Here is a 13,258-nt window from a genome sequence, read left to right on the forward strand (position 1 = left end):
TAAAGAAAATATATAAAGTAAAACTGAATTAGAAATCAACAAAGGTTTACGAGGAGAGGGTGTGCTGTATGTTAAAAAAAGAAATGGTGGCAATGATATTGGCTGGAGGCCAGGGTTCAAGATTGGGGATACTTACAAAAAGGCTTGCAAAGCCTGCGGTTCCTTTTGGGGGAAGATATAGAATAATTGATTTTACTTTAAGTAATTGTTCTAACTCAGGTATTGATACTGTAGGAGTGTTAACACAGTACAAACCTTTAGTGCTTAACTCTCATATAGGCATAGGAAGTCCTTGGGATCTTGATAGAAGAAATGGAGGAGTATATGTTTTACCACCTTACCAAGAAGAAAGCGGTGGAAGCTGGTATAAAGGCACTGCAGATGCTATATTCCAAAACATTTCTTTTATAGATAACTACAATCCAGAATATGTGTTAATACTGTCCGGAGATCACATTTATAAAATGGATTATGAAAATATGCTAAGTTACCACAAAGAAAAGAATGCAGATGCAACTATAGCAGTTATAGATGTATCTTTAGAAGAAGCCAGCAGATTTGGAATTATGAATACTAATGAAGATGGATCTATATATGAATTTGAAGAAAAACCTAAAAAACCTAAGAGCACAAAGGCATCTATGGGAATTTATATATTTAACTGGAAGCTTTTAAGGAGATTTTTAAAAGAAGATCAAGGTGATAAAGAATCTAGTAACGACTTTGGAAAAAATATAATACCTAAAATGCTGGAGGAAGGTATTAGCATGTATGCCTATGCTTTTCAAGGTTATTGGAAAGATGTAGGTACTGTAGAAAGTCTATGGGAAGCAAACATGGACTTGCTTAGAGAGGATAACGAACTAAATATACAAGATAGAAATTGGAGAATATATTCCCAAAATCACGTTAGACCTGCACAATATATAGGACCTAATGCAAAAATTAAAAATAGTCTTTCTGTAGATGGTTGCGAAATTTATGGAGAAGTAGATAACTCTGTATTATTTCAAGGGGTTACCATAGGTAAAAATTCTAAAGTAATGAACTCTATAATAATGCCAGATACCAAGATTGAAGATAATGTAATAATAAATAAGGCGATTATAGGAAGTAATGCAGTTATAGGCAGTGGTGCAATTGTTGGAGATGGTAAAAAAATTACAGTAATAGGCAGCAGTGAAGATATAAAAGTAGAATCAATAGTTGTAAATGAATAAACTTTATGGGGTTATTATAGGAGGATTAATATGTTAAAAAGTTGCTTAGGTATAATTAATTTAGATGAAAATGAAGATAAAATAAGAGAGCTTACAAGAAATAGACCCTTGGCGTCTATTCCTATAGCAGGAAGATATAGAGTCATAGATTTTATGTTATCAAATCTAGCTAATGCAGGTATTCAGAATATAGGTATATTTTGCAAAATGCAATCTAGATCTTTAATGGAACATTTGAACAATGGGCGTCCTTGGGGGTTAAATAGAAAAACCAATGCACTTAGATTTTTTAATTTTACTATTACAGATCCTTATATAGATGATATAACTAATTTTGCAAATAATATAGAATATTTATATAGAGCTACACAAAAATATGTTATATTTGCTCCTTCCTATATGATATGTAACATAGATTTTAGAGAGATTTTAAAGAAGCACATAGAATCAGGCAGCAATATAACTATGGTGTATAAAAAAGTTGACAATGCGGAAGAGAATTTTTACGGCTGCGATGCTTTAAACATAGATGAAAATGGAACTGTACTAGGTGTTGGTAAAAATGTAGGTAATAAGAAAAATGCTAATATTGGCATGGGCATATATATAATGAAAAAAGAGCTTTTAATTCATATAATTAATGAGTGTGTAAGTACAGGCTGCTATAAAAAAGTAAAATCCTATATATATAATTCTTTAGATAAGTTAAAGGTGAGAAGTCATGAATTCAATGGATACTTAGCTTGCTTAAATTCTTTGAAGTCCTATTATAAAGCAAGTATGGATCTTTTGGATAACAATATAAATAAGGAGCTTTTCTCTCAAGAAAGACCTTTATATACAAGAAATAATGATGAAGCTCCAGCAAAATATAGTAACGATTGTGTTGTTAAGAACTCTATTGTAGCTAATGGCTGCTCAATTGAAGGAACTGTAGAAAATAGTATAATTTTTAGAAAAGTTAAGGTTTCTAAAGGAGCTGTACTTAAAAATTGTGTAATTCTTCAAAATTGCATAATAGGAGAAAATGCAAAGCTCTATAACATAATAACTGATAAGTATGTAAATATAGGTTACAATAAAGAACTTAGAGGTGATATAACTACGCCTCTAGTAGTAGAGAAGAATATTAATATGAATGGTTCTTTATCTTTAGTACAGAATCTATAAAGGAATAGATTTAGTTTTTGGACATAAAGTGAAACTTGAATTAGAATGTATTAAGAAACTATTTATTATAAAAAGGACAGGCATTAAGTATGGCTGTCCTAATATTATTTTTTACCTGAAAACTATTCAAATATCACTTCCTAATTGTAGTATATCCCTCCATTGAGTTAAAGCCATACTTAATTTATAATAATCTATATAATTATTTATTGAGGTGCAACAAATGAATAAAACAATTGGAATACTAGCCCATGTAGATGCTGGAAAGACTACCTTTGCTGAGCAAATCCTGTATCATACAAAAAGTATTAAAAATAGAGGTAGAGTTGATCATAAGAATTCTTTTTTAGATAATCATAATATAGAGAAGGAAAGAGGAATTACAGTATTTTCAGAGCAAGGTATTTTTGAGTATAATTCTTCAACCTATTATTTAATAGATACTCCTGGACATGTAGATTTTTCACCAGAAATGGAGAGAGCTATTCAAGTAATGGATTATGCTATTGTTATAATAAGTGGAGTTGAAGGGGTTCAAGGACAAACAGAACTGGTATGGCAGTTGCTTAGAAAACATCAGGTGCCAACATTTTTCTTTATTAATAAAACGGATAGAACTGGTGCGGATGTACAAGCTGTTCTTGAAGAAATTCGATGGAATTTAACTAAAGATGTTTGTTTTATTACAGAGTCCTTTAATGTAGGAGAAATAGTTGGTGAGCTTATAGAGTTTATTGCAGAACGTGATGATGTGCTTTTTGAAAAATACTTAGAACAAGGCTATGAAAAAGATTTATGGCTGAATTCTATGAAAAAAATGATTAAAGAAAATAAAATCTTTCCATGTGTAAGTGGTTCAGCACTGCAGGATGTTGGTATAGAAAGCTTTTTAGAAAAATTAGATATGTTAACTTTTACGGAATATTGTGATGACGAAGAATTTAGCGGGCTAATATACAAAATACGTCATAATGAACAAGGAAACAGATTAACTTATATAAAGGCACTGAGTGGTACTTTAAAAGTTAGAGAAGAGCTTCCTGAGAAAGTTAGTCAAATAAGAATTTACAATGGAAGTAAATTTAATACAGTAGATAAGGTTTCAGCGGGGCAGCTTTTCGCAGTGACAGGGTTATCAAGTTCAACTATAGGACATGGAATTGGAGCATTAAAAGAAAACATTGATTATGAAATGGTTCCAACATTAAAATCAAAAGTCATATTTGATAACAACTTAAATGTAAAAGATGTGTTGAGCTATTTTAAGATTTTAGAAGCAGAAGATCCTGCTCTAAATATAGTTTGGGATGAAAGACTACATGAAATACAGGTTCATATTATGGGAACTATTCAACTAGAAGTTTTAAAGCAGTTAGTGGAAGAAAGGTTTAACTTATGGGTAGACTTTGGTCCCTGTGAAATTCTTTATAAAGAGACTATTTTATCAGAAGCAAATGGGTGCGGGCATTTTGAACCCTTAGGACATTATGCTGAGGTACATATTAAATTAGAACCAGCGGAAAGGAATAGTGGAATTATATTTCATAATATATGTCACACTGATGATCTAACCGTTGGAAATCAGAATTTAATTCGTACGCACATTTATGAAAGAGAGCATCATGGTATATTAACAGGCTCACCTATAACAGATTTAAATATAACTTTGTTAACTGGAAGAGCACACAATAAACATACCAGTGGAGGGGATTTTAGAGAAGCCACCTTTAGAGCCTTAAGGCAAGGATTAGAAAATGCAAAAAATGTGTTATTAGAACCATATTATCGCTTTAAAATGGAAGTAGATATAGATTGTATGGGAAGAGTTTTAAGTGATATACAAAAATTAAATGGTTCTTTTGACCCTCCACAGACATGGCATAATAAAGCTATTATAACTGGAAGAGGACCTGTGGATACATTCATGAACTATAGTATGGAATTTACATCCATAACAAAAGGCAAAGGAAAAATTAATTTTATTTTTGAAGGATATGATATTTGCCATAATGAAGAAGAAGTAATTAAAAGAATAGGCTATGATAAAAATGCTGACATTGAGTATACATCTACCTCGATTTTTTGTTCAAAAGGGCAAGCATTTTTAGTAAATGGAACTGAGGCTAAAGCTTATATGCATTGTTTAAAGTAATTTTGAATAATGCTAAGAGTTTGTAACCCGATATAGATAAACATGCCCGAAATTTAACTTATACTCCAGAATATGATGCCAAACTTCGGCACGTTAAAAACTTTTAATTAGTCTAAAGTTCGTGTTTATGAAAATCTAAGAACCTTTGATAAACTCGTACCTCAAACATATCAAAGTTCCCAAGATTTTCAAAAACACTTCACTAAGACTAATAAAAAGTTTTTAAAAGTGCCATCAGTCTTGGCATCATATTCCTACGTATAAGTTAAATTTAATATGTGGGTATCTATATAAATCAGTAATGGATTTTTGAAAATTGCTGGGTGCATTTAATTTAAGTGAAGAAAAATATGGAAAGCTACATTGCGTAGAAGCCTTAGAAGCTCTTAACGCAGTGAAGATAGGGCAAATCATTGTTTGAGTGCAGCGAGTTTGATTTGACCCTGAGCAAGTTTTAGAGCTTCTTAGGATTTGAAGCACGTAGCTGGAATATATTTCTTCACTTAAATTAAATGCACCTAAAATTGTTAAGGTAGCTTGACGTTTTAAAATATATAGATTAAAATATAAGTATTTGTATTCCTACAGCTGCTAAAATAAGAAAAAGCTGTGAGAATACTGAAACCACTAGTATAAAGAGAAAAATTTGCTACATAGAAAAGTTGGAATATTAAGTTTAATTTCCAAAAATACAATTAAAATGGAGGTATATAAGAAAATGAAAATTGCTGTTGCAAGTGATCATGCTGGATTTTCTTTGAAAGAAGAGGTAAAGGCATTATTAGAAAAAGAAGGACATGAGGTTTTAGATTTTGGAACTAACAGTGAAGAGGCTTGTGATTTGCCAGATTTTATTTATCCTGCATCATTAGCTGTTGCAGAAGGCAAAGCTGATCGTGGAATTTTTATTGACGGAGTAGGATATGGTAGTGCTTTAATTGCAAACAAGATACATGGTTTATATGCGGCAGTTTGCCAAGATCCATTCTGTGCACAATTAGCACGTTCACACTCTAATACTAACGTTCTTTGTATTGGGGCGAAAATAATTGGTTCAGCAATAGCTGTTGAAATTATAAAGGTGTGGTTAACTACGGAGTTCCTTGGTGATATTGAAAAATATAAGAAACGTGTTGACAAGGTAGTTGAAATCTCTGAAAAGCATTTGAAAAAGCTATCTGAAATTTAAGATATATTATAGGGTGACGCAGTGGAAATTTAACTTATACTCCGAGATATATTACCATACTTCGTCACGTTAAATATTTTAAATTAGTCTAAAGCTCCAATTTGAGAAAAACCTAAGAACTTTGATAAACTCGCTATGCTCAAACAATCTAAAGTTCTAAGGTTTTTCTCAAATTCTCGCTAAGACTAATTAAAAAATATTTAAATGTGACTTCAGTATTGGTAATATATCTCTACGTATAAGTTAAATTTCTATTGTGCGACCCTATAAGTAATTGTATTTACGAACTAAATACAAGATAAATGATAGCTAAAAGAAAGTGTGGTGTTACCACGCTTTTTTGCTATTGAATAAAAAATACTATTTTGTTATAATTTAAGTATGTTTTTCTAATGTTCGAATCCTAAGTATTGTGTTAATATTCGAATACTAATTATTTTGATAATGGAGATGAATTGTTTTATGTTTTCTGAATTGTTTAATTATGTTATGGAGGACTTCTTATCAGCTTTTTTTATATTTTTAATAGTTCTCATAGTTATTCCAGTATTCATTTATTCTCTAGGATATATGAAGGAATATAAAAAGAGTTACTCAATAAAGTACTTTTGGCTATTGTTTGTTCTGTTTATTGTTTCCATGGTAGGTGTTGTACTTGCCAGGGATAGTATGGTATTCATGGTGTTTTGGGAGGCTATGTCCATATCCTCATTTTTTCTTGTTATATATGAACATGAAAATAGGGAAAATTTAAAGTCAGGAATAAATTACTTTGTAATGACACATATAAGCGGATTGTTTTTAATGCTTATGTTTGCATACATATATAAATTTACAGGAAGTACGGATTTTATAGAGATCATCAACTCACAAAATTCAATTCAAAGCAAAGGTCTTATCTTTATGCTTGCACTTATAGGTTTTGGTGCAAAGGCAGGGCTTTTGCCTCTTCATGCATGGCTTCCAAAGGCACATCCATGTGCACCATCAAATGTTTCTGCTCTAATGTCTGGAGTTATGCTTAAGGTTGCAGTATACGGCTTTATTAGAGTAGTTTTCATTCTTTTAGGTGAAGTTTCTTATAAGTATGGTTTTGTAGTTTTAGTTTTAGGAACCATTACAGCAATATACACCATAGTAAATTCTCTTCTTCAAAGTGATATAAAAAAACTTCTTGCTTATTCAAGCAGTGAAAATATAGGAGTAATATTTGCTGTAATTGGACTAGCCTTGATTTTAAATAATTTAAAACTGTATGAGTTATCAATACTAGCGTTAACTGCAGGGATTTTTCATGTACTAAATCATGGGATCTTCAAAAGTCTATTATTTACTGGAGCAGGAAGTATTCTGTATGCTGCAGGAGCAAAGAACATGAACGAGCTAGGTGGGCTTTATAGAAAAATGAAGTTTACAACAATTTGTGTATTTATTGGAACTGCAGCAATATCTGCTGTGCCGCCACTAAATGGTTTTGCTAGTGAAAGCTTAATATTAATATCCTTTATTAAGGCATCATACGTATTAAATAGCAAGAAATTGTTATTATCTATTATTTTATGTGGTATTATACTTGCCTTAGTTGCAGGAACAGCAATGTTTTCTTCTGTTAAAGCCTTTGGAATAACATATCTTGGTGAGCCAAGAAGTGAAAAGGCAGTACGTATTCATGAAATACCACTATCAATGAAAATAGGTATGGGAGTTTTATCATTATATTCAATTGTTTTTGGTGTGTTTTCACCCTTTGTTATAAGCAGAATGTCTCAGGGACTATCCAATACTTTAATAAAAAAACAATACATAGTAGAGGCTTTTGGATATGAAGTTACTATTGTTGCACTTTTATTAACTTTAATAATAGTTTTAATATTATTGGTTTCAAAGATATTAGATAAAGATAAAAATATGAAGGTTTATGAAACCTGGGGTTGTGGCTTTAATAGGTTTAAACCTAATATGCAGTACTCTGGAGATGGCTATAGTCAGCCTGCAACAAGATACTTTGGAACTTTTGCAGCATACAAAAAGGAAGTTAGTGTTAGAAATGCAATCCTACTAAAGCAGAAAACCCAGGATATTATAGAAAAGTTATTGTATACACCAATAATTAATTTATTTACACTTCTTTCTGATAAGATTGTGAAAATACATTACGGAAAAATACAACTTTATATAACTTATATATTAATAGCACTAGTTGTTTCTATAACACTAGTAATTCAATTTGTTTAGGGAGGTGAACCTATGGTAATGAATTTTATTCAAAGTTTACTTTTAATAGCTGCTGCTCCACTTTTTATTGGAATTCTTAAAAGAATGAAAGCAATAATAAGGGGATATGAAGGAGCACCAATTTGCCAGCCTTACTACAATATAAAAAGACTTTTATCAAAGGAAAGGGTAATATCAAAAACTAGCTCTTTTATAACTACTATAGGACCAACAATTATACTTGCTGCAGCAGTGCTTTCAGCTTTTCTTGTTCCTATTATATGGACACGACCTAAAGCTTTAGTAGGGAATATATTTATTGTAATTTTTATCATGAATATAATTAAATTTATTACTGCACTAATAGGCCTTGACTGTGCAAGTACTTTTGGCGGAATGGGAAGCAGTCGAGAGCTTTTTATATCAATGTTTGCTGAACCCATTGGATTTTTAATGGCTGCATTTTTGTATTTCGAAACAAGGACTTTTAATATATATGAAATTGCATCAATTAACAGCTTAAGTAAAAATTTATCTACACCTCACATTATTGCAGCAGCTGCATTTTTAATATGGGTTGCTGTAGAAAATGCTAGAATGCCTGTGGATAACCCAGAAACCCACTTAGAACTTACAATGATACACGAAGCTATGATACTTGATATATCCGGAAGAGACTTGGCTTATATTGAACTGGCATCTTACATAAAGCTTATTGTGTTTTTAACCATATTTACAAATGCCTTTATTCCTTTTGGTATTGCAACCTCGCTAACTTTCATAGCAATAGTTAAGGCAGCAGCTTTATACGTAATAAAAGTAATAGCAATCTTATTTATTATTGCTATAGTTGAAACTACTATGGCTAAGTTCAGATTATTTAAAGTACCGGAATTACTTGCAGTTTCCTTTTGTTTTGCCTTAACTGCAATATCTATTATTTATTTAAACTAATAAATTATGTTGTTAGTTTAAGTTGTATAAGGAAACTACATTTAAATAGTGATTAATTAAATTATTTAGCAACATATATGACAGGTTTCATCAAGTTTTTGATCTAGACATATAAGATTAGTGGAAGTTTAAATTGAGTAGGAGGCGTTAACATGCTTGAAATACTAGCTGCTGTTATATTAATTTCAGCAATTATAATGGCAGATTTAAGAAGAATAATTCTTTTAATTAAAGGGTTTTTAGTTCAATCTCTAGCAATAGCACTTGTGTGCTTTACACTTGGGTTTTTAACACATGAAAGTCACTACTATTTAATAGGAGTATTGACTTTAGTAGCAAAGGTTATTATGATTCCTTACATTGTTAACAGGTCAGCTAAGGATTTAACTATAAATAGAGAAATGGATCCAATTATAAATGGATATTGGTCAAGCGTTTTAGTTGGAATATTTATTGTCATAACTTATGTTATTTTAGAAAATTTCCATAATGACTTTATTAAAGCTGGATTTGTTCTAATGGTTGTTGGAGCATTGATACTTATTGCGAGGAAAAAAGCAATTATTCAAATGATAGGTTTTTTAACTATGGAAAACGGTCTGGTACTGTTCGAAATATCTATGATTAAAATGACTTTAATTATTGAGATACTTATTGGATTAGAAGTTTTAATTCTTTCCTTAATTATGGCAGTTATGATCTTTTATATAAATAAAACCTTTAACACCGTTAATACTGATTACCTCTCAAATCTAAAGGGATAGGTGGTGATACCATGGAGTTTGTGCTGATATTTTCTATTTTTATTATAATCATGGCTTTATCGATAATGGTAAAAAATATTAAAATAATTTCATATATAAATATTATTGGCTCGGTTATAAACTTTATAATTGTTATTTATTTTATAAATTTATTTAAGCATAAAGATTCAGTTTCTTATTTTAATAATTTAGTATATTTAGATTCATTAAGTATTATTCAGTTGTTTGTTATAGCAACTGTTACATTACTTTCCTCATTATATTCCTATAAGTATATATTAAATGAACTCAATGAGAGACACATATCCGAGAGAAGAGCGAGAATGTATTATTTCCTATTTAATGCCTTTGTAATGTCTATGGTGTTGGTAGGCATAAGTAATAATGTTATGGCAATGTGGATAGGCCTTGAAGGTACAACCATTGCAACTGCTTTTCTAATAGGTTTTAACAAAGATAAGTTAGCTTTAGAGGCTGCATGGAAATATATAGTTATATGTTCAATAGGTTTAGGTATAGGACTTATTGGCATAATACTTTTTATATACTCAGCAGGATTTGGAACATTAGAGGTAAATCTAAATTGGACAAGTCTTCTATATTCCTATGAATCTCTAAATATTTTATACACCAAGATAGCTTTTACTTTAATATTTGTGGGTATTGGGACAAAAGTAGGGTTTGCTCCAATGCATACATGGTTTTCAGATGGGCACAGCGAAGCCCCTTCACCTGTAAGTGCAATGGTGTCAGGCACACTTTTAAATCTAGCATTTTATGTTATTGTTAGATTCTACATAATTGTAAAGAATGTTTCAGGCATAGAGAATTTAAAGTTTTTATTTATAGTCTTTGCTCTTATTTCTTTAATAGTAGCATCCTTTAGTATTCTTAAACAGACAAACTACAAAAGATTTCTTGCCTTTTCATCTATAGAAAATATGGGAATTATAGCTCTTGGCATAGGTTTTGGAGGATATTTGGGTGTGTTTGGAGCAATTTTACATTCAATAATACATTCCTTTGGAAAGACACTTTTATTTTTGACTGCAGGTAACATTCTTTCAGCGCTAAAAACTAAAAGAATAAATAAGGTACATAAATTAATCAAAACAATGCCTAAGAATGCAGTATTCTTAGTTATAGGAATGCTCATTATAACCGGAAGTCCACCTTTTGCATCCTTTTTTAGTGAGTTTAATATTTTGATTGCAGGTGTGCAAAAGGGAAGATATATTTCAATTATAGTTTATTCACTATGTTTAATCTTAGTTTTAGTAGGATTTTTAAATATCTTTATAAAAATGGTTCTTAGAAGTGGAGAAGAAAGTCAATGTGAAAAGATAGTAAAGGATAATGAGAACATATTACCCTTAGCATTATCATTAGTATTTGTGGTTTTTGTTACATTAACATTTAATAACTATCTTTATACCATATTAAATAAGGCAGTATCAATTATAGGTGTTTCATAATATAGATACCCATGCCCGAAATTTAACTTATACTCCGGAATATGCTACCAAACTTCGGCACGTTAAAAACTTTTAATTAGTCTAAAGTTCGTGTTTATGAAAATCTAAGAACCTTTGATAAACTCGTACCTCAAACATATCAAAGCTTCTAAGATTTTCAAAAACACTTCACTAAGACTAATAAAAAAGTTTTTAAAAGTGCCATCAGTTTTGGCATCATATTCCTACGTATAAGTTAAGTTTCAAGCTGTGGGTATCTATAATATAAAAGAAACTTGGTAAACTCGCTTCACTCCTTCGGACCAACTTATCAATTACCATTGATAAGTCGCTGGTAAAAAGCCATTTAGGCTTTTTACCATATCAAGGTTCTAGGATTTTTCTCAAATCCTCGCTAAGACTCATTAAAAAAGTATTTAAATGTACCTTCATAACTGGTAATATACCCCTAAGTTTAAATGGAGTTAAGGAATTGGAAACCTATATGACGAAGTCAAAAGTATGTAAAGTAAAAATAAGTCAGTTGTATTTAAAGGAAGTGAAATAATGAGAATCTATGAGGTTAACAAAGATGTATTAAGCTTAGGCTTTAATGTGAATACTGAAATAAAAAATGAAAATGAGCTGTACATTTATATAAAGAAAGAGGATGTAAAGCATATAGTAGGTATAATGTTTACTAAGTATAAGCTGTATTTTGCAGGGCAATTCTGTATGCATAGGGATAACTTTTTGATAAGCATTATACTTACAAATAGAAAGAAGGGATACTTTGTTGTATTAAGATATGACACGGAAAATGAAATAATTTCCCTTCAGGGACTTGCAAATCAAAGTCATTTATTTGAAAGAGAAATAAAAGATTTATTTGGCCTTGAAATAGTTCAAGGTGAGGACAAAAGACCTTTAGTAAAACATGAAATATGGGAAAAAGATGTATATCCTTTAAGAAAAGACTTTAAATATGGAAGAAAAATTAGGGATTTAAATGAAACTGAAGAGTATAACTTCAAAAAAGTGATTACAGGGGCAGGTTATCAAATAGCTGTGGGACCAGTTCATGCAGGTATTATTGAACCTGGGCATTTTAGGTTTAGTGTTATGGGAGAGCCAATAGAAAATTTAGAGATAAGACTTATGTATAAGCACAGGGGAATTGAAAAAATATGCGAAAATATAGATATAAATAAGTTAAATTTGATATTTGAAAGAGTTGCAGGTGAATCGTCAGCAGCCTATGGAGATGCTTATGCACAGCTTATTGAAAAGATTATGGATTATAGTGTTTCTAGAGAGATAAAAGCTTTGAGAGTTGTACTGTTAGAACTTGAGAGAATATACAATTTTATTAACGATATAGGTGGTATATGTGTGGATATTGGTTTTAGTTATCCGGCAAAGAAATTTGGTTATTTATCAGAAATAATACATCAGCTTTGCCAAAGAATTACAGGAAGTAGATTTTTAAGAAATACAATTATTCCATGCGGTATTAATATAAATTTCACTGAGGAGAATAAAGTTGATATTTTAGAAACACTTAAAACTGTAGAGAAGAGATTTAAGGAAATAGTTGATATAACACTTAACTCAGTATCCTTTTTAGATAGAGTTGAAAACACTGGTATAGTAGAAAATAAAATAGCAAAAAATTTGAATCTCACTGGAGTAGTGGGAAGAGCATGTGGAGTTCACTATGATGTCAGAAGAAGCTTTTCCTATGAAATATATAAGGAATTAAAAAAAGATATAAACTGTAAAGAACTTGGGGGAGTATTTGAAAGATATAACCTTAAGCTTGCAGAAATAAGAGATGCCTTTAAATTTATAAGGCAGGCCTTGGATATTATAAAAGATCACATACACAAAAGTAGGGAAAACATTAGTATTGAAGAAGGAAAAGAAGGCTTTGCAGTACTTGAAACAGTAAAGGGAGAGTTAATAGTATATGGAAAAGTTGGAAAGAACAATAGATTTGAGAGAATTTACTTTAAAACCCCTTCCTTTACTAATTGGAATGGATTAACCTATGCAGTTTTAGGTGAGGTTGTACCTGATTTTCCTCTGTGTAACAAGAGTTTTAATATGTCATATTCTGAAAATGATAGGTAGGTGTGAAT

The 13,258-nt window shown here is 30.7% G+C and carries 9 protein-coding genes; all 9 read left to right on the forward strand.

Translation table 11 applies throughout. The features are described from left to right. Positions 1–68 precede the first annotated feature (68 nt). The 9 genes from HGI79_RS00070 (at position 69) to HGI79_RS00110 (ending at position 13,250) form a co-directional block, all read left to right on the forward strand. Positions 69–1,220 carry a glucose-1-phosphate adenylyltransferase gene (locus HGI79_RS00070; protein ID WP_185648688.1) on the forward strand — a complete coding sequence of 384 codons (1,152 nt, stop codon included), beginning with the start codon at positions 69–71 and terminating at the stop codon, positions 1,218–1,220. A gap of 30 nt (positions 1,221–1,250) precedes the next feature. Next, positions 1,251–2,390, forward strand: a complete 1,140-nt coding sequence (gene glgD, locus HGI79_RS00075) for a glucose-1-phosphate adenylyltransferase subunit GlgD (RefSeq protein WP_185648689.1) — start codon at positions 1,251–1,253, stop codon at positions 2,388–2,390. 223 nt (positions 2,391–2,613) lie between these two features. Next, a complete protein-coding gene (locus tag HGI79_RS00080; protein ID WP_185648690.1) occupies positions 2,614–4,542 on the forward strand; it encodes a translation factor GTPase family protein in 1,929 nt (642 codons plus the stop codon). Between the two features lie 718 nt (positions 4,543–5,260). After that, positions 5,261–5,731 (forward strand): ribose 5-phosphate isomerase B, encoded by a 471-nt coding sequence (gene rpiB / locus HGI79_RS00085; RefSeq protein WP_185648691.1) that lies wholly within the window; start codon positions 5,261–5,263, stop codon positions 5,729–5,731. A gap of 462 nt (positions 5,732–6,193) precedes the next feature. Further along, complete coding sequence (locus tag HGI79_RS00090) at positions 6,194–7,966, forward strand: proton-conducting transporter membrane subunit (RefSeq protein WP_185648692.1); 1,773 nt, start codon at positions 6,194–6,196, stop codon at positions 7,964–7,966. 12 nt (positions 7,967–7,978) lie between these two features. Next, positions 7,979–8,899, forward strand: a complete 921-nt coding sequence (locus HGI79_RS00095; protein ID WP_185648693.1) for a respiratory chain complex I subunit 1 family protein — start codon at positions 7,979–7,981, stop codon at positions 8,897–8,899. A 152-nt stretch (positions 8,900–9,051) separates the two neighbouring features. Beyond that, positions 9,052–9,663, forward strand: coding sequence for a hydrogenase (locus HGI79_RS00100; protein WP_185648694.1), 612 nt, complete (start codon positions 9,052–9,054; stop codon positions 9,661–9,663). Between the two features lie 11 nt (positions 9,664–9,674). After that, positions 9,675–11,138, forward strand: a complete 1,464-nt coding sequence (locus HGI79_RS00105; protein WP_185648695.1) for a proton-conducting transporter membrane subunit — start codon at positions 9,675–9,677, stop codon at positions 11,136–11,138. A gap of 546 nt (positions 11,139–11,684) precedes the next feature. Continuing rightward, entirely contained in the window at positions 11,685–13,250 is a 1,566-nt protein-coding gene (locus HGI79_RS00110) for an NADH-quinone oxidoreductase subunit C (protein ID WP_185648696.1), read from the forward strand. The last annotated feature ends 8 nt before the right edge of the window (positions 13,251–13,258 follow it).

The sequence above is a fragment of the Clostridium sp. DJ247 genome, from assembly GCF_014231265.1.

What these genes read in the sequence shown, in the direction of transcription:
- HGI79_RS00070 (WP_185648688.1), top strand. Translation starts at nt 69, where the DNA reads ATGTTAAAAAAAGAAATGGTGGCAATGATATTGGCTGGAGGCCAGGGT.
- glgD (WP_185648689.1), top strand. Translation starts at nt 1,251, where the DNA reads ATGTTAAAAAGTTGCTTAGGTATAATTAATTTAGATGAAAATGAAGAT.
- HGI79_RS00080 (WP_185648690.1), top strand. Translation starts at nt 2,614, where the DNA reads ATGAATAAAACAATTGGAATACTAGCCCATGTAGATGCTGGAAAGACT.
- rpiB (WP_185648691.1), top strand. Translation starts at nt 5,261, where the DNA reads ATGAAAATTGCTGTTGCAAGTGATCATGCTGGATTTTCTTTGAAAGAA.
- HGI79_RS00090 (WP_185648692.1), top strand. Translation starts at nt 6,194, where the DNA reads ATGTTTTCTGAATTGTTTAATTATGTTATGGAGGACTTCTTATCAGCT.
- HGI79_RS00095 (WP_185648693.1), top strand. Translation starts at nt 7,979, where the DNA reads ATGGTAATGAATTTTATTCAAAGTTTACTTTTAATAGCTGCTGCTCCA.
- HGI79_RS00100 (WP_185648694.1), top strand. Translation starts at nt 9,052, where the DNA reads ATGCTTGAAATACTAGCTGCTGTTATATTAATTTCAGCAATTATAATG.
- HGI79_RS00105 (WP_185648695.1), top strand. Translation starts at nt 9,675, where the DNA reads ATGGAGTTTGTGCTGATATTTTCTATTTTTATTATAATCATGGCTTTA.
- HGI79_RS00110 (WP_185648696.1), top strand. Translation starts at nt 11,685, where the DNA reads ATGAGAATCTATGAGGTTAACAAAGATGTATTAAGCTTAGGCTTTAAT.